16 protein-coding genes are annotated in these 17,340 nt (G+C 67.6%); 7 read left to right on the top strand and 9 right to left on the bottom strand.

Translation table 11 applies throughout. The features are described from left to right. Nucleotides 1-86: 86 nt before the first annotated feature. The 3 genes from AC0LPE_RS01815 to AC0LPE_RS01805 all read right to left on the bottom strand — a co-directional run bounded on the left by AC0LPE_RS01815 (nucleotide 87) and on the right by AC0LPE_RS01805 (nucleotide 3,760). Nucleotides 87-1,118: an aspartate-semialdehyde dehydrogenase gene (locus AC0LPE_RS01815; protein WP_145690975.1), complete on the bottom strand. Its 1,032-nt coding sequence runs from the start codon at nucleotides 1,116-1,118 to the stop codon at nucleotides 87-89. Between the two features lie 2 nt (nucleotides 1,119-1,120). Beyond that, nucleotides 1,121-2,386 (bottom strand): aspartate kinase, encoded by a 1,266-nt coding sequence (locus tag AC0LPE_RS01810; protein ID WP_088898810.1) that lies wholly within the window; start codon nucleotides 2,384-2,386, stop codon nucleotides 1,121-1,123. 78 nt (nucleotides 2,387-2,464) lie between these two features. Next, nucleotides 2,465-3,760 carry a glycoside hydrolase family 183 protein gene (locus AC0LPE_RS01805; protein ID WP_490605504.1) on the bottom strand — a complete coding sequence of 432 codons (1,296 nt, stop codon included), beginning with the start codon at nucleotides 3,758-3,760 and terminating at the stop codon, nucleotides 2,465-2,467. Between the two features lie 354 nt (nucleotides 3,761-4,114). Here AC0LPE_RS01805 and leuA point away from each other — a divergent pair, with 354 nt between their 5' ends. Further along, complete coding sequence (gene leuA, locus AC0LPE_RS01800) at nucleotides 4,115-5,926, top strand: 2-isopropylmalate synthase (protein ID WP_088898811.1); 1,812 nt, start codon at nucleotides 4,115-4,117, stop codon at nucleotides 5,924-5,926. A gap of 233 nt (nucleotides 5,927-6,159) precedes the next feature. Beyond that, nucleotides 6,160-6,534 carry an SHOCT domain-containing protein gene (locus tag AC0LPE_RS01795; protein ID WP_088898812.1) on the top strand — a complete coding sequence of 125 codons (375 nt, stop codon included), beginning with the start codon at nucleotides 6,160-6,162 and terminating at the stop codon, nucleotides 6,532-6,534. Between the two features lie 22 nt (nucleotides 6,535-6,556). On the opposite strand, the gene AC0LPE_RS01790 is transcribed toward AC0LPE_RS01795, so the two are convergent. Then, nucleotides 6,557-7,453: a LysR family transcriptional regulator gene (locus AC0LPE_RS01790; RefSeq protein ID WP_490605503.1), complete on the bottom strand. Its 897-nt coding sequence runs from the start codon at nucleotides 7,451-7,453 to the stop codon at nucleotides 6,557-6,559. Nucleotides 7,454-7,525: 72 nt separating this feature from the next. Between AC0LPE_RS01790 and AC0LPE_RS01785 the strand changes: the two genes are divergently transcribed. From AC0LPE_RS01785 to AC0LPE_RS01775, 3 genes are read left to right on the top strand one after another with little or no spacing between them, the layout of a single operon-like run. Further along, a complete protein-coding gene (locus tag AC0LPE_RS01785) occupies nucleotides 7,526-8,563 on the top strand; it encodes an EamA family transporter (protein WP_490605502.1) in 1,038 nt (345 codons plus the stop codon). After that, nucleotides 8,458-9,711, top strand: coding sequence for a MurT ligase domain-containing protein (locus AC0LPE_RS01780; protein ID WP_160876080.1), 1,254 nt, complete (start codon nucleotides 8,458-8,460; stop codon nucleotides 9,709-9,711). The genes AC0LPE_RS01785 and AC0LPE_RS01780 overlap by 106 nt, the downstream gene beginning before the upstream one ends. After that, nucleotides 9,704-10,414, top strand: a complete 711-nt coding sequence (locus tag AC0LPE_RS01775) for a type 1 glutamine amidotransferase (protein WP_006552453.1) — start codon at nucleotides 9,704-9,706, stop codon at nucleotides 10,412-10,414. The genes AC0LPE_RS01780 and AC0LPE_RS01775 overlap by 8 nt, the downstream gene beginning before the upstream one ends. A gap of 19 nt (nucleotides 10,415-10,433) precedes the next feature. Here AC0LPE_RS01775 and AC0LPE_RS01770 read toward each other — a convergent pair whose 3' ends face one another. From AC0LPE_RS01770 to AC0LPE_RS01760, 3 genes are all read right to left on the bottom strand, one after another. Beyond that, on the bottom strand, nucleotides 10,434-11,276 hold the full coding sequence (locus tag AC0LPE_RS01770; protein WP_490605501.1) for an alpha/beta fold hydrolase: 843 nt from the start codon (nucleotides 11,274-11,276) through the stop codon (nucleotides 10,434-10,436). A 240-nt stretch (nucleotides 11,277-11,516) separates the two neighbouring features. Then, entirely contained in the window at nucleotides 11,517-11,987 is a 471-nt protein-coding gene (locus AC0LPE_RS01765; RefSeq protein ID WP_490605500.1) for a rhodanese-like domain-containing protein, read from the bottom strand. Next, on the bottom strand, nucleotides 11,984-12,643 hold the full coding sequence (locus AC0LPE_RS01760; protein WP_088898816.1) for a TetR/AcrR family transcriptional regulator: 660 nt from the start codon (nucleotides 12,641-12,643) through the stop codon (nucleotides 11,984-11,986). The genes AC0LPE_RS01765 and AC0LPE_RS01760 overlap by 4 nt, the downstream gene beginning before the upstream one ends. 234 nt (nucleotides 12,644-12,877) lie before the next feature. Between AC0LPE_RS01760 and AC0LPE_RS01755 the strand changes: the two genes are divergently transcribed. Continuing rightward, a complete protein-coding gene (locus AC0LPE_RS01755; RefSeq protein ID WP_423660800.1) occupies nucleotides 12,878-13,813 on the top strand; it encodes a metal-dependent hydrolase in 936 nt (311 codons plus the stop codon). Beyond that, on the top strand, nucleotides 13,813-14,961 hold the full coding sequence (locus tag AC0LPE_RS01750; RefSeq protein ID WP_088898818.1) for a hypothetical protein: 1,149 nt from the start codon (nucleotides 13,813-13,815) through the stop codon (nucleotides 14,959-14,961). The genes AC0LPE_RS01755 and AC0LPE_RS01750 overlap by 1 nt, the downstream gene beginning before the upstream one ends. 48 nt (nucleotides 14,962-15,009) lie before the next feature. On the opposite strand, the gene AC0LPE_RS01745 is transcribed toward AC0LPE_RS01750, so the two are convergent. Continuing rightward, nucleotides 15,010-15,558, bottom strand: a complete 549-nt coding sequence (locus AC0LPE_RS01745) for an Rv1363c family protein (RefSeq protein ID WP_085469843.1) — start codon at nucleotides 15,556-15,558, stop codon at nucleotides 15,010-15,012. A gap of 145 nt (nucleotides 15,559-15,703) precedes the next feature. Further along, a complete protein-coding gene (gene fadD5 / locus AC0LPE_RS01740) occupies nucleotides 15,704-17,302 on the bottom strand; it encodes a fatty-acid--CoA ligase FadD5 (protein WP_490605499.1) in 1,599 nt (532 codons plus the stop codon). Nucleotides 17,303-17,340 lie beyond the last annotated feature (38 nt).

Genomic DNA, 17,340 nt, shown 5'->3' with positions numbered 1-17,340 from the left:
CTGCCGTCCCGGTTGCGCCCGAAACGCAACGGAGCGGGTGGACCCGAAGAGGTCCACCCGCTCCGTCGAGCAGGTCCGAAGAGCCTTTAGACGAGCAGCTCCGCGATCTGGATGGTGTTGAGAGCGGCCCCCTTGCGCAGGTTGTCACCCGAGACGAAGAGCGCGAGACCGCGGCCCTCCGGAACACCCGGATCCTGGCGGATGCGGCCCACGAGCGAGACGTCGTCGCCCGCTGCGGCGAGCGGGGTCGGCACGTCGACGAGGCGGACGCCCGGAGCGTTCGCGAGCAGCTCCTGCGCACGCTCGACCGACAGCGGCCGCTCGAACTCGGCGTTGATCGACAGCGAGTGGCCGGTCACGACGGGAACGCGCACGCACGTGCCCGAGACGAGCAGGTCCGGCAGGCCGAGGATCTTGCGTGACTCGTTGCGCAGCTTCTGGTCCTCGTCGGTCTCGCCCGTGCCGTCGTCGACGATCGACCCGGCGAGCGGGACGACGTTGAACGCGATGGGCGCGACGTACTTGTTCGGGGCCGGGAAGTCGACGGCGTCGCCCGCGTGGACGAGCTTGTCGGCCTCGTCGGCGACGGCGCGCACCTGGCCGACGAGTTCCTCGACGCCCGCCAGGCCGCTACCGGAGACGGCCTGGTAGCTCGACACGATCAGGCGCTGGAGCCCGGCCTCGTCGTGCAGTGCCTTGAGCACCGGCATCGCGGCCATCGTGGTGCAGTTCGGGTTGGCGATGATGCCCTTCGGCGGGTTCTTCACCTGCTCCGGGTTGACCTCGCTCACGACGAGCGGAACCTCGGGGTCCTTGCGCCACGCCGACGAGTTGTCGACGACGATCGCCCCGGCGGCCGCGAAGCGCGGAGCCTGCTCCTTGGAGAGGGTGCCACCGGCCGAGAACAGCGCGATGTCGATGCCCTTCAGATCCTCGTCGGAGGTCGCCGCGACGTCCTCGACCACGATCTCCTCACCGCGGAACGGCAGCTTCTTGCCGGCCGAGCGGGCCGACGCGAAGAACCGAACCGTGTCGGCCGGGAAGTTGCGCTCCTCGAGGAGGGTGCGCATGACGATACCGACCTGCCCCGTGGCGCCTACAACTGCAATGGTGGTCACGATTACCGCCCCGTTCCTGCGTGCACGACGGCCTCTTCGTCGCCGCCGAGCTCGAATGCCGCGTGCAGAGCGCGCACGGCGTCGTCGAGTTCGTTGTCATCCACCAGCACGGAGATGCGGATCTCCGACGTCGAGATCAGGTCGATGTTGATGCCGGCGTCGGCGAGGGCCTCGCAGAACTTGGCCGTGACACCGGGGTGGCTCTTCATACCGGCACCGACGAGGGAGACCTTGCCGATGTGGTCGTCGAAGAGGACCTGGGTGAAGCCGATGTCGCCCTGCTGCTTGGTGAGGAGCTCGACCGCGCGCGGGCCGTCGCTCTTCGGGCAGGTGAAGGTGATGTCGGTCTTGCCGGTCTCGACCTTCGAGATGTTCTGCAGCACCATGTCGATGTTGATCTCGGCGTCGGCGACGGCGCGGAACACCTTGGCGGCGTAACCGGGGGTGTCGGGGATGCCGACGACGGTGATCTTCGCTTCGCTGCGATCGTGCGCAACGCCGGTGATCAGGGCCTCTTCCACAGGGATGTCCTCCATCGATCCGGACACGATGGTGCCGGGCTTGGTGGTGTACGACGAACGAACGTGCACGGGCACGTTGTAGCGGCGGGCGTACTCCACGCACCGCAGCATGAGAACCTTCGCGCCGCACGCGGCGAGCTCGAGCATCTCCTCGAAGGAGACCTTCTCGAGACGCTGCGCGTCCTTGACGATGCGCGGGTCCGCGGAGAACACGCCGTCGACGTCGGTGTAGATCTCGCAGACGTCCGCGTTCAGCGCGGCGGCGAGTGCGACGGCGGTCGTGTCCGAACCGCCACGACCGAGAGTCGTGATGTCCTTGCTGTCCTGGCTCACGCCCTGGAAGCCGGCGACCAGCACGATGCTGCCCTCGTCGAGGGCGGCGCGCACGCGGCCGGGGGTGACGTCGATGATCTTCGCCTTGCCGTGGCTGCCCGTGGTGATCACGCCGGCCTGGGAACCGGTGAACGACCGGGCCTCGGCGCCGAGCGAGTGGATCGCCATCGCGACGAGGGAGTTGGAGATGCGCTCACCGGAGGTGAGGAGCATGTCCATCTCGCGGGCCGGCGGGGCCGGGCACACCTGCTGCGCGAGATCGAGGAGTTCGTCGGTCGTGTCTCCCATGGCCGAGACGACGACCACGACGTCGTTGCCCGCCTTCTTGGTCTCGACGATCCTTTCAGCGACGCGCCGGATCCGCTCGGCCGTCGCGACCGAGGATCCTCCGTACTTCTGGACGACGAGTGCCACGCTGGCCAACCTCCGGGTCTCGGGAACAAGTCCAGTGGCCCAGCTTACCGACCGCGGCTTTCATCGACCCGGGGCATCTCAGGAAAGTGTCGTGCGCAACAACAGGACGTTGTAGTCACCCCACCGCGAGGCGGTGAAGTAGAGGTCCGTATCCGTGGACCACGGGTGGATGAACGGAGCGTAGAGACCACCGATCTCACGGTGGGTGACCAGCACTCGAGCCTCGCTCCACGGCCCCTCGGGTCTCGCGGACGTCCTCATCTCGATCGTGCCGTTCGCCTCGTTGCCGTAGAGCATGACGAACTCACCGCCCAGGAACTGCACCGACATCTCCCCGACTGCGGGTGGCACGACCGGGGTGGCCGCGGCGGCGTCGCCGGACACCCAGTCGTCGCCGCTCCAGTACTCGTAGGCGGCCAGGTCCAGCAGAGCGGTCTCGGGGACGCGCGAGACGAAGGCCGCGCCGAACCGGCCCTGCGGTGTGCCGAAGTCGTAGACGTATCCCTCGTGGCGGACGTAGGCGTGCTGCTGGAAGTTCTCGTTCCCGGTGGACAGCTGCTGCACCGTGGGCACGTCGAGGGGCAGGTTGATCCGCGCCGTCGTCGGGTCGAGCTGCCAGGTCTCCCCGTTGTCGGCCGAGGTCGCGATCATCGACGCGTTGGTCCACCACTCGCCGTGGTCGCCCCAGGACCGCACCGACATGAAGTTGACGTACTGGACGCCGTCGACGGCGATGCCGGCCGTGGGGATCACGGTGATCTCGACGCCGTCGAGTGCGAGACTGCCCACGAGTTCGCGGGAGATGTCGGGAGCCGAGGGCAGGACGGGCGAACCCGCACGCCGGTCGCCGGGCACCGGATCGGGCACGTCGATGCCGTCGGAGAGGTCGGCGTCGGTGGTGCGCATGAGGACGTTGTGCCGCCACTGCTGGTCGGGCAGCGAGCAGTCGCCGAAGGTGTCGCCGAAGGCCATGAGGATCTGGCGGGCGTCGCCTTCCTCCCCGTTGTCCCACATGATGCCGAGGTCGGTTCCCGAGATGGAGAACCTGTCGAAGGTCCTGTTGGGGCTGCGCGGACCGGTCACCCAGGACACGGTGCTGGTGGGTCCCGGGCCGAGTGCCGGCAGCGGTCCCTGCGGTCCTTCGGGTGCGAGTCCCCCGCTTCCCGATCCGCTGCTTCCGAGCCGGGGGCCGGCCGATCCTGTGCCGAAGGATCCGGTGCCCGAACCCGAGCCGGGGAGACCCGATCCGGAGCCCGACCCGAGGGGTCCGGAGTCGCAGGGTTCGGCATGCGCCGCGGGAGCAGAGACCGCCATGAGTCCGAGTGCCAGCAGTGCACTGCACGATCCGGCAACCGCCGTGCGCAACGATCCCATCGACACGCCCTTCACCCGTCGTGTTACCGGAGTTATCGGTGATACCGGTGTTACTGATGTTGCGGGAGTTACGTTCGGTAACGCTAGGGGCGCAAGTACTGCTCTGTCAGGCGCGTTCGTATCGATCGGGTCACGACATCACCGCCACCCGGTCACACGGAACGCGCGCGTGTGGGAGGTGCCACTTGGTCGAGGTGGGGGATGGCGCGATACACTGCTGGACATGCAGCGCGTGCTTCTCCTCGGCCGCCGCGGCGGGATCTGACCAGACCGGCTTCCCGTCGCGGGGTTTCGACGCGCCGGTCGATATTCGATCTGGGCCCACAGGTCCCCTTTTCTCTTTGGAGTTACGTCATGTCACCCGCCGACGCTTTCACCTCCGGCTCGCGCACCATCACGCCGCCGAGCAAGCCGGCCCCGGCCGACCAGCCGTCGTGGAACAAGCAGAAGAACTCGTCGATGCCGACCTACCGGTACCGGCCGTTCGCCGAGGAGGTCGAGTCGATCTCGCTGCCCGACCGCACCTGGCCCGACAAGATCATCGATCGTGCCCCGGCGTGGTGCGCCGTGGACCTGCGCGACGGAAACCAGGCGCTGATCGACCCGATGAGCCCCGCTCGTAAGCGGCGCATGTTCGATCTGCTCGTACGCATGGGTTACAAGGAGATCGAGGTCGGTTTCCCGTCCGCGAGCCAGACCGATTTCGATTTCGTCCGCGAGATCATCGAGGACGGCGCGATTCCCGACGACGTCACCATCCAGGTGCTGACGCAGTCCCGCCCCGAACTGATCAAGCGCACCTTCGAGGCGTGCGCCGGGGCACAGAACGCGATCGTGCACTTCTACAACTCGACGTCGATCCTGCAGCGCCGCGTGGTCTTCCGCGCCGACAAGGAGACCGTCAAGAAGATCGCGACCGACGCCGCCGAACTGGTGCTCGAGGAGGCGAAGAACCACCCCGACACCAACTGGCGCTGGGAGTACTCCCCCGAGTCGTACACCGGCACCGAACTGTCGTACGCCAAGGAGGTCTGCGACGCGGTCGTCGAGACCCTGGGCGCGACCCCCGAGAACCCGGTGATCATCAACCTGCCGGCCACGGTCGAGATGGCCACCCCCAACGTCTACGCCGACTCGATCGAGTGGATGCACCGCAACCTGGCGAAGCGCGACTCGATCATCCTGTCGCTGCACCCGCACAACGACCGCGGCACGGGTGTCGCCGCGGCCGAGCTGGGCTACCAGGCCGGCGCCGACCGCATCGAGGGCTGCCTGTTCGGCAACGGTGAGCGCACCGGCAACGTCTGCCTGGTGACCCTGGGCATGAACATGTTCAGCCGTGGCGTCGACCCGCAGATCGACTTCTCGAACATCGACGAGATCCGCCGCACGGTCGAGTACTGCAACCAGCTGCCCGTCCACGAGCGCCACCCCTACGGTGGCGACCTGGTCTACACCGCCTTCTCCGGCAGCCACCAGGACGCGATCAACAAGGGCATCGACGCGATGAAGGTCGATGCGGAGGCCGCCGGTGTCGACGTCGACGACCACACCTGGGCCGTGCCCTACCTGCCGATCGACCCGAAGGACGTCGGCCGCACCTACGAGGCCGTGATCCGCGTGAACTCGCAGTCCGGCAAGGGCGGCATCGCGTACATCATGAAGCACGACCACGGCCTGAACCTGCCGCGTCGCCTGCAGATCGAGTTCTCGCAGGCCGTGCAGAAGGTCACCGACGGTGAAGGTGGCGAGGTCAGCCCCAAGGAGATGTGGGACATCTTCCACGAGGAGTACCTGGCCCCGATCTCGCCGCTCGAGCGCATCCGGCAGAAGGTCACCGCGGCCGAGACCGACGACGGTGAGGACACCATCGCCGCCGTACTGAAGGTCGACGGCGTGGAGAAGGAGATCTCCGGCAGCGGCAACGGCCCGCTGGCGGCCTTCGTCGACGCCCTCGAGTCGCTGGGTTACCAGGTGGCCGTCCGCGGCTACGCCGAGCACGCCATGTCCGCCGGCGACGACGCAAACGCCGCGGCCTACGTCGAGGCCGACGTCACGCGTCCCGACGGCACGAGCGTCCTGGTGTGGGGCGTGGGCATCGCCCCGTCGATCACCACGGCGTCGCTGCGCGCGATGGTCTCCGCGGTGAACCGCTCGCACCGCTGACCTTTCTCGATACCGAATGCGGTGGACCCATCAGGGTCCACCGCATTCGTCGTTTTCGGGGATTTTCACCCCGACAATTCATCTCGCGAATACCGTTTCGGGCAATTACCGCACTCTCCGGAAAGATACAGTTCCGAATGTTCGACGAGAACGAACCCGTTCACGGGTAATATCCGTCGAATTCCGCAATTCTCGTCCCGCAGAGTCGTTCTGCTCGAACCCGGAGTGTGCGTATGGAATTCATGGACATCATCTGGTACATCATCGTCTGCTTCGCATTCATCGCGTACCTGATCATGCTGTGGATGATCATCGGGGATCTGTTCCGCAACCGCGAACAGTCCGGCTGGGTCAAGGCGATATGGATCGTCTTCCTGTTCGTCTTCCCGTGGCTGACGGGCCTGATCTATCTGATCGTCCACGGCAGCGGCATGGCCGAGCGGTCCGCGAAGGAAGCAGCGCAGTACAAGGCCGTGCAGGACGACTACATCCGCTCGGTCGCCGGCAAGTCGCCCGCCGAGCACATCGCCGACGCGAAGAAGCTGCTCGACGACGGTGTCATCGACCAGGCCGAGTTCGACGCGCTGAAGGCCAAGGCACTCGCCTGATCCCGCGCGACCACCCGTTCGTTCACATCGACAGCTTCCGTGCCGCCGCGGCCCGGAAGCTGTCGAGCACTGCACCCACGGCGGGCCGCCGCGCCGCTCCCGGGCGGGTGACGAGCTCGTAGATCCGCGCCGCACGCACACCGGCCAGCGGCAGGCGCACCAAGGCCGGATGCAGAACCGAATACCGCGGCAACAGGGCCACCCCGTGCCCCGCGGCGACGAGCTCCTCGATGACACGGAAGTCGTTGATGCGGTGCACGACCCGCGCCCGGATGCCCGTCACCGCCGCGACGGAGAGCACCACGTCGTCGACGGGGAATCCACCCCGCACGCTGATCCAGCTCTCCCCCACCAGTTCGTCGACCTGCACGCGGTCCTGCGCCGCGAGCCGGTGCCCCGGCGGGAGGACGACATCGATCGGTTCGCGCATGAGTGTCTCGACGTGGACACGCGGGCCGGACAGCGGCGCCGAACGCTCGTCGCGGTGGGTGAGCACCACGTCGTAGTCGGCGAGCAGTGCGGGCGCGGCCGAGGCGGGGACGTCCTCGTCGCTCACGTCCAACTCGACACCGATCGTCCCGGCTGCCTCGAGCACGGCCGGCAGCAGGAGCGCCGCCCCGGAGGGGAAGGACGCCACGCGCACCCGTCCGCGAGGCGACCGGGCGTAGGCGGTCATCTCGTCGGCGGCCCGGTCGAGCGCGTCGAGGACCTCGTCGGCGCGCACCACGAGCGCGCGACCCGCATCGGTGAACCGCAGACGCCGGCCGTCCGGTTCGAGCAGGGGTACTCCCGCCTCCCGCGCGAGCACCTTGAGCTGCTGTGAGACGGCCGAGGGTGTCATCGCCAACGCTGCGGCGGTCGCGGCCACCGTCCCGCGGTCGGCGAGTTCGCGCAGTATCCGCAATCGCACGACATCCATGTAGTAAAGCTACACAGTTCCTTCAGAAACATTCGCTTGTCCTGATTGTTTCCTGCGCAAAGAATTGACGGCATGTCGTTCCGGGACCGTCTGCTCGCGCTCACCGTCGTGGTGCTCTGGGGATGCAACTTCCTCTCGATCAGGCTGGGTCTCGATCACTTCCCGCCGTTCTTCTTCGCCGGCCTGCGCTTCGCGATCATCGCCGTCCCGGTCCTGCTCTTCGTCCCGCGACCCGCCGTTCCCCTGCGCTGGCTCCTGCTCTACGGCGCCGGGTTCGGCTTCGCCCAGTTCGCTTTCCTGTTCTGGGCGATGGAGGCCGGTCTGCCCACGGGCCTCGCGTCCCTCGTACTGCAATCGTCCGCGCCCTTCACGGTCCTGCTCGCCGCTCTGTTCCTGCGCGAACGACTCGACGGAATCCGCTTCGCCGGTCTCGTCGTCGCGGTGTCCGGCATGGTGATCGTCGCCGTGGGGCAGGGCGCCGCGGACGTGAGCCTGATCCCCATGACGCTCGCGTTGCTCGCCGGCCTGTCGTGGGCGGTCGGCAACATCGCGACCCGCAAGGCGGGCGCCGGTGACCCCATGCGCCTGATGCTGTGGATGTGCGTCGTGCCAGTGCTCCCCTTCTTCGGGATCTCCTGGTTCGCCGAAGGTCCGCAGGCGTGGTCGACCCTCGGGACCGCCGTCACCACTGCGGACGGGGGCCTGGCCCTGGTCGGACTCTCCTACGTCGTCCTGGCGGGCACCATTGCCGGCACCGGCATCTACGCCTCGCTGCTGTCGCGCTACCCCGCCGGGACCGTCGCACCGCTCTCGCTCATGGTGCCGGTCGTCGGGTTCACCGTCGCGTGGATCACGCTCGGCGAACGGCCGGCACCGTCGTCGCTGATCGGCGGTGTGATCGTCATCGTCGGAGCCCTCGCCGCCCAGGGCGGACACCGCAGTGTGACGAGCAGGACGCTCCTCCGGCGACACAACGCTCCCACGCCTGTGGAACACTCGCCGACGTGGGAACCAGCACAGGAATCACCGCACGTGGACGGCTCGCACTGCGCGCAGCCCGAGCCGCCGCGTGGGCGTCCCAGAAGGCCGGACGCGGTAAGGGCTCGATGATCGGAGGGCTCGTCGCCCTGAAGATAGACCCGGCACTGATGAAGCAGCTCGGCCACGGCCGGCGGACCGTGCTCGTCACCGGGACGAACGGCAAGTCCACGACGACCCGCATGACCGCGGCCGCGCTCGAGACCATCGACTCGGTCGTCACCCAGGCGGACGGCGCGAACATGGACGCCGGGATCGTCGCCGCGCTCGCCACCGATCTCCGGGCGCCGCTCGCTGCGATCGAGGTCGACGAACTCCACACCCCGCACGTCGCCGACGCCCTCGAGCCCCGCGCGATCGTGCTGCTCAACCTCACCCGCGACCAGCTCGACCGGGTCGGCGAGATCAACATGATCGAGCGGAAGCTGCGCGAGGGACTGAAGCGGCATCCCGACGCCGTGATCGTCGCGAATTGCGACGACGTGCTCGTCACGTCCGCCGCCTACGACAACCCGAACGTCGTATGGGTCGCCGCGGGCGCCGGCTGGGCCAACGACTCGGTGAGCTGCCCGCGCACGGGCGAGCCGATCGTCCGCGAGGGCGACCACTGGTACAGCACCGGCTCCGACTTCGCGCGGCCGACACCGGACTGGTGGGTCGACGACGAGAACCTGTACGGACCGGACGGCCTCGTCCTCCCGTTGAAGCTGACCCTCCCCGGTCGCGCCAACCGGGGCAACGCCGCCCAGGCGGTCGCGGCCGCCGTGGCCCTCGGCGCCGATCCGGCGAAGGCCGTCGCGGCCGCCTCGGTCGTCGAAGAGGTCGCCGGTCGCTACAAGACCGTGCAGGTCGGGCCGCACTCGGTGCACATGCTGCTCGCGAAGAACCCCGCCGGCTGGCAGGAGGCCCTGTCGATGATCGACCCGACCGTCGACGGCCTGGTGATCGCCGTCAACGGTCAGGTGCCCGACGGCGAGGACCTGTCGTGGCTGTGGGACGTGCGTTTCGAACATTTCGAAGGCGTGCAGGTGGTGGCTGCGGGCGAACGCGGCACCGATCTCGCCGTCCGCCTGACCTACGCGGGTGTCGAGCACACACTGGTGCCGGATCCGCTGAAGGCCATCGCCTCGTGCCCTCCCGGCCGTGTGGAGGTGCTCGCCAACTACACCGCGTTCCGCGATCTCAACACCGCCATCGCCAGGAGAGCTGCCCATGTCTGAGTCGACCGTCCGCATCGGACTCGTCCTGCCCGACGTGATGGGCACCTACGGCGACGGCGGCAATGCCCTGGTTCTGCGCCAGCGCCTGCGGATGCGCGGTCACGACGCCGAGATCGTCGAGATCGGACTGAACGATCCCGTCCCCGAGTCCCTCGACCTCTACACCCTCGGTGGTGCCGAGGACGCCGCGCAGCGACTGGCCACGCGGCACCTGCAGCGCTATCCGGGTCTGCAGCGCGCCGCCGAGCGCGGAGCGCCCGTGCTGGCCATCTGCGCCGCGATCCAGGTGCTCGGCCACTGGTACGAGACGTCCTCGGGCGAACGCGTCGACGGTGTCGGCATCCTCGACGCGACCACCTCGCCGCAGCAGACCCGCGCGATCGGGGAGATCGTCATCCGCCCCACGCTGTCGGGCCTCACCCAGCCGCTGACCGGATTCGAGAACCACCGTGGTGGAACGACTCTCGGCTCCGACGCCACCGGGCTCGGCCGCGTCGACCGCGGTGTCGGCAACGGTGTGGGCGACGGACTCGAAGGTGCCGTGCAGGGTTCGGTGATCGGCACCTATCTGCACGGTCCCGTGCTCGCCCGCAATCCCGAGCTCGCCGATCATCTCCTGATGCGCGCTCTGGGAGTCGACTCGCTGCCGCCGCTGGATCTGCCCGAGGTCGATCTGCTGCGGCAGGAACGGTTGCGCGCCTGACGGTTACGCGCCCGGGCGATCAGCCGTGCGCGGCGATGTGTTCGAGGACCAGCCGCGCGAGCTTCTCCGGCTCCTCGTCCGGGATCCAGTGACTCGTACCGACGAGCGTTTCCCGTCGGTACGGACCACTGACGTAGCGGGCGGTCGCGTCGACCCCGGCAGGCCCGATCGCCGTGTCCTTGTCGCTCCACACCATGAGTGCGGGCACGGTGATCTTTCCGAAGGACGACTTCGGATTCGACAGGGGCACCGCCCGATACCAGTTGATGCCGGCCCGCACCGCGGCGCGGTCCTTCAGCCGCGCGACATCGCGGTCGGTGGCGGCGGACGGCTGGCCGGTGCCGTGCAGCAACTGCCGCGCGATCGTCTCCCTGCTCAGCAGGGTCTCCGGGATCCAGGGCAGCTGGAAGACGAGCATGTACCACGAACGCAGCAGCTGCCCGCTGGTGACGAACGAGCGCATGAACGCCGCCGGATGCGGAACGGACACCGCCGTCACGGTGCGGACGAGATCGGGACGGTGCCCCGCGAGCGTCCACGCGACAGCGGATCCCCAGTCGTGACCGACGACGTGCGCGCGACCACCGGGTACCGACTCGATGAGCGCCGCGACGTCGTCGACGAGCAGGTCGAGGCTGTAGTCACGGCGGCGGGGTGGCCGGGCGCCGGGCGAGTAGCCGCGCTGATCCGGGGCGAAGGTGCGGTATCCCGCAGCGTGCAGGTAGGGCGCGACCGCCTCCCAGGATCGGGAGTCCTGTGGGAAGCCGTGCAGAAGAACGATGGGGTCGCCGTCGATCGGCCCGTCGTCGCGGATGTCGAACCGGAGTCCGTCCCTCTCGACGGTCGTGATGCGCTCCCCCACCCGAGTCCCCCTTCGAAAGCCCCCGCTGCGGTCGCGGCGATCGGCACCGACCGGACAAGTGACCGCGAATCCTCCCCTGAACAGGGGTTCGGCCCGGTGATTCGCTTTACGCGTTCTCCGGGCCGGATCTCTGCTTCACAAGCTTCTCTCTGTCGTCCGCGGACGTCTCATAAGCTCGATTCGCACCTTCGATGTTAGCTACGTCACAGTGCGAACGCAAGTCCTTTTCCACGACCCGGGTCAGACCGAGGCGAGCGGGAATCCCAGAGTTGCCCAGTCGTGCAGGCCCCCGCGGTAGTAGGCGAGTGCGGACGCGGGATATCCGGCATCGATCAGCTTCCGGATCGCATCGGGCGACTGAGGGCACTGGGGACCGTTGCAGAAGACGATCGTCGTCCGGGCGGTATCGAGCTCGCCCTTCCTCTCGACGATGTCGTCGTGCGGGATGTTCACGGCACCGGGGAGGCTCACCCCGCTCCGGGAATCCGGCACCCGCGTGTCCACGAGCGCAGCACCCCGGTCGAGCAGTTCGATCACCTCGAGTTCACCGACGGTCGCCACGCCCGCCGCCACCTGCATCGGCTGCACCTCGCCCCAGGTCGTCTCCACCACCGTGCGGTCGGCTTCGCCCTCCAGCGGGCGGGGAACGTTCTGCGGGTCGTCGTTGCGCGTGCGATCGGCACGCCTGATCTGCTGCTCGTCGCTCGTCACGAACCGGACTCTACGGGAGAGTGATCGCCCTCCGCGGGGTTGCCGGAATCCCACTCCCGTTGGGCAAGGATCGCCGTCCCCATCCATCGCCGCAGGTAGCGGCGCAGATCGTCGTCGGAGCGTGGCGGCGTTCCCGGTGACACGAAGAACGACTGCATCGTGCGCAGCACGTATTCGACCAGCTCGGCGAGAGAGTCGTCGTCGTAGCCGTGCTTCTCCCAGTCCACGTCGAATCGCTTGATCATCGCCATGCCGAACATCCACGCCTCTTCCGAGGCGATCTCCTCGGGGTGCGGGTTCGAGTAGGTGCTCGACAGCAGGATGCCGAGATGCGGGGTGCGACGCACCTCCGCGAGTGTGTAGACCACGGCTTCGGTCATCGACTCGACCGGGTCGTCGAGCCCCGCCACCTGCCGGGTCAGGCGCTCCAGGAACCCTTCGACCGACGCGATGGCGGCCGCGCGCATGAGGGCGTCGGCGCTCGGGAAGTAGCGGTAGACCGTCTGGCGGATAACCCCGAGTGACTGGGCCACGTCGGCGATGCTGATCTCGGCGCCGGTCCGGTCGATCAGGTCGACGGCAGCCGCAACGATCCGTTGCGACGCCTCTTCGTCGCTGGCGGGAGGACTCCCACCCCACCCACGTCTACGTGCCACTTCGCGCTACCTCGAACCGTCGCCTGGAGAAGGCCCGACGGTAACACGGCCGGCCTCGATGGATGTGGTCCGAAACAGGCTCCCGCGAGCGAATGGGACACCTATCATACACATGACGCATTTCGTGTATGGTCACGCCGATCGGGGGCCTCCCGGCTCTTCCGAGGTCCTCCCCGACCGTGTCCCAACCAGGTCCACAACCAGTCCGGTGTCGACGAGACGAGGTACCGCCCCATGACGAACCTGCAGGTCCGCAAGATGCGCTTCGCATTCGCGGATTACGACGTGCCGTTCCTGTGGAACGAGGAGAATCCGGCCTTCTCGAGCATGGCCAACGCCGTCTCGTTCCTCGCGATCGGCTTCGAGAAGATGATCGTGAACATGATCCGCGAGATCACCCCGCGCATCACCGATCCCGAGGTCCTCGAAGAGGCCAACGCCTTCATGTACCAGGAGGGGCAGCACTCCACCGCCCACCGGCAGCACGTGAAGGGTCTGATCAAGAGCTATCCGGGGCTGCAGGAGACGCTCGACGACGTCATCGGCGCCTTCGACAAGCTCACCGCCGAGACCTCCGCCGAATACCGCCTCGCGTACACCGCCGACCTCGAGGCGACCTTCACTCCGGTCTTCAAGCTCATGCTCGACAACGACGCATCGCTCTTCCGCCCCGGCGACGACCGGGTCGCCTCGTTGTTCATCTGGCATTTCGTCGAGGAGGTCGAACACCGCAGTTCGGCGCTCATCATCTTCGACGCGGTGGTCGGCAGCGATCTGTACCGCATGCGGCAGGCCGCCTCGGTGTTCAAGCACGTTCTCGACGTCATCGCCATCGCGTGCGAGGGCTTCAACAAACATGTGCCGCTGGAGGAACGGAAGATCGACGCGATGTCGATGTTCGCGTCGTACCGCCGTAAGCAGAACCTGCGGCGCCGGTTGCCGTTCCTGCAGTACGAGGACCACGGCCCGATGCCGCGTGCCTTCGACGTCCTGCCGCTCGGCGAACAGCTCGTCGCGTTGGTGGGCATCGTTCGCAGCCAGATGCCCAAGCACAATCCCGACCACGAGAAGCTGCCGGCGCTCGCCGACGTGTGGTTCCGTCGATTCGACGAAGGTTACGACGTCTCGCACTGGTACACGGCCGAAACCGTGGGCGGAAGGAACAACTGATGTCCGACCTGTGTTCGCCCACCTTCGAGGACCTCTCGACCCGCCTCGGATTCTCGTGCGACGAAGCCGGTGGGATCTTCGAACTGCGCAGCCCGTTCGCGCTGGAGAACTGGACGCTGCCCGTCCTCGAGGCGACCATCGTGCTCGGGGCGGTGCTGATGCTCGTGTACGCGATCGTCCGGCTGCGGCGCACCGGTGACGCCACGAACCTCGTCGTCTGGCTCGGTACGCTCGCGTTCCTGTTCATCATCGAACCGTTGCTGTACTTCCCCGACGCCTTCGGCGTGGAGGACTACCTCGACACGATGTTCGCGCACAACGTGTTCACCGTCGAGTTCATGTGGGGACGCCTGCCGCTGTACATCATCGCGATCTACCCGATGATGGCGACGATCGCGTTCGAGATCGTGCGGATGCTCGGGGTGTTCCGGCAGTACGGCACCGTCGTCGGCGCGGTCTGCGTGGGCTTCGTCCACCACGCCTTCTACGAGATCTTCGATCACCTCGGACCGCAGCTGCGGTGGTGGGAGTGGTCGCTCGACAATCCGATCAATCAGCCCTTCTTCGACTCCGTTCCGCTGCCCAGCGTCGTGGTCTTCGCTGCTCTGTGGCCGATGTCGCTCGCATTCTGCGCGCAGTTCTTCGTCGGCCGGCACATCGACGCCGGGCGCACCTTCGGCGGGCTCGAACTGACCTGGCGCACGATCACCGTCGGTCTTCTCGCGTCCGTGGGTGTGGTGATCCTCCCGGCGCCGGCGACCGTGATCGGCATGGGCAGCACGACGGTTCGGGCGACGATCTATGCTGCCGAACTCGTGATCCTGTCGATCGTGGCGATCTACGTGCTCTCGCGCCAGTGGTCTCGACTGCGGAGCACACCCACCGATCGGCCCTATTCGAACGACCTCGTCCGCTGGTACGCCGTCGCCTATCTTGCTGTGATGGCCGTGCTGTGGATCGGCGCTCTGCCCGACTGGTTCTCCGCCGTCGACGGGGTCACCGAAGCGGGCGACCCGATCGGCAGCCTGTGGTACACCGTGGCGTGCTTCGTCGTCGCGATCGCCTGCGTCGCTGCGGCCTTCACCGTCCCGCGCACGGCCGAGACGAGTCCGGACGACACCGCATCGAAGACGCTCACCGAGGCCTGACGAAGTCGGTGGTATTCGACGCTCCGCTACGGCGGGAGCCGGCCCGCGCTACCGTGCGTCGGCTCCGTCGAGCAACCACCGGTCGCCGACCCGCTTCAATGTGATGACGAAGCGGGTCGCGTCGGTACGTCCCTCCGGCACGACGACGTTCTTCACGTCCTGATCGAGGAAGACCAGCACCGTGGCGACATCGCCGTCGAAGCTCTCGAGACCGGCGTGCTCGGCACGCGCCGCCGACGTGCCCTCCCCGTTCGCCACGAGCTCTCTCAGATCTCCGGCCACCTCCTCGTAGCGGGAGGCGAATTCCTCGGTGGCATTGGAGGTCACGGCGGTGAGGTTGTCGTCGAACGAGCGGTAGTCGTAGGTGCCGAGCGCCACTGCGTACTCGCGGGCCTGCGCGATCGCGTCGTCGCGCAGCGCCGCGTCCTGTTCGGCCTGCCACCAACGGAATCCGAAGAAACCGGCGGCCGCAAGCAACACCACGACGACCGCGGCGGTGACCCACCGGCCCACGCCGGAACGGGTGGCCGCAACAGCATCGCGCGATTCCGCTGCGGATTCGGTGTCGTTACCGGTGGGGGCATCGGTCGGTGTCATCCGCCCAGTCCTTCCAACAATTTCTTCCAGTAGTTCAACGGCTCCCCCGACGCGACCTCACCGATCCGGCGCCGAACGACGACGAACGAGGACACGGACCGTAGTGGTCCGGTCCCCGTTCGTTCGTACGAGGAGTGCGCCGGGATCAGCCCTGGGTGACGGCGGGGAGACCGCCGCGGAGCTCGCCCTTGACGACCTTGCCGCTCGCGTTGCGCGGCAGGGCGTCGACGATCACGACCTCCTTGGGGTGCTTGTACCGCGCGAGGTGCTCGTTCAGGTACGGCTGGAGTTCGTCGAGGGTGAGATCGTCGTTGCCGGGCTCGAGCGCGACGACGGCGACGGGCACCTCGCCCCACTTCGCGTCGGGGCGGCCGATGACCGCGGCCTCGAGCACCTTGGGGTGCCCGTACAGGACGTTCTCCACCTCGGCGCAGTAGATGTTCTCGCCACCCGAGATGATCATGTCCTTCTTGCGGTCGACGACGTAGACGAAGCCCTCCTCGTCGACGCGCACGAGGTCGCCGGAGTGGAACCATCCGCCGTAGAACGCCTCGCTGGTGGCGGTGGGGTTGTTCCAGTACTCGCGCATCATGGTGGGGCCGCGGTAGACGATCTCGCCGACCTCACCGGGGGCGACGTCGTTCATCTCGTCGTCGACCACGCGCGCCTGGATGGTGGGGATGACCCGGCCCACGGAACCGAGCTTGCGGATGGCGTCGTCGCCGTCGAGCACGCAGGTGATGGGCGACATCTCGGTCTGCCCGAAGACCGCCACGTTGAAGGCGTCGGGGAAGGTCTCCGCCATGGCCCGCAGGATCGTGTCGGAGCTGGGTGCCGCACCCCAGGAGATGTTGCGCAGCTTCAGTTTCCGCGGCTCGGACCGCTGCGCGGCGCACATCGCCTGCCACTGCACCGGCACGAGGAACAGACTGGTGACGTTCTCGGCCTCGAGCACGTCGAGCAGTTCCTCCGGGTCGAAGGCGCCGACCGGGTGGATGACGGTGGGGGTGCCGAGCATCAGGCTCGGGGCGATCGAGCCGAGGGCCGCGATGTGGAACATCGGCGACGCGCAGAAACCGATGCCCGACTCGTCGAACAGACGGAAGGCCCGGATGCAGGTGAGCGACTGCGCTTCGAGATTGGAGTGGGTGAGCACGGCGCCCTTCGGCCGGCCCGTGGTGCCCGAGGTGTACATGATGAGCGCGGGCGTGTCGTTCGGGATCGCCACCGGCGGGTGGGGTTCGCCCTCTTCGGCGACGAGCGCCTCGTAGGAGAGCGAGTCGCCTTCCGGCTCGGCTCCGACCGTGATGGACAGTTCGATGCCCTCGGCCTGGCCACGCGCGGCGGCGGCGAGCGGGACGAGCGGTCCCTCCGCGACGATCGCCTTCGCGCCGGAATCACCCACGAGGAAGGCGACCTCGGGTGCGGTGAGGCGGAAGTTCACCGGCACGGCGATGGCACCGAGGGCGTTGGCCGCGAGCACGATCTCGACGTACTCCGGACGGTTGAGCATGAGGATGATGATGCGGTCGCCGAAGCCGACGCCGCGACGCGAGAGTGCATCGGCGAGCTTCTCGACACGCGTGTTCAGCTGCGACCAGGTGATGGTCTCGCCGCGGAATCGGAAGGCCGTGCGATCGGGAATCATCAGGGCGTGGCGCGCCACCTGATTGTTCCAGTTGTTGCTACGGAAGCGGGTCGCGTCGGAACCGACCGCTTCGGAAACGACAGAGGGGGGAACCATCGATGATCCTCTCGTGACGGGGCGGGAGTGCGGGCACG

The sequence above is a fragment of the Rhodococcus sp. S3 genome (assembly GCF_058211795.1).
Note: the sequence above shows the minus strand (reverse complement) of the source record. Positions and strands in the feature narration are given on the sequence as shown.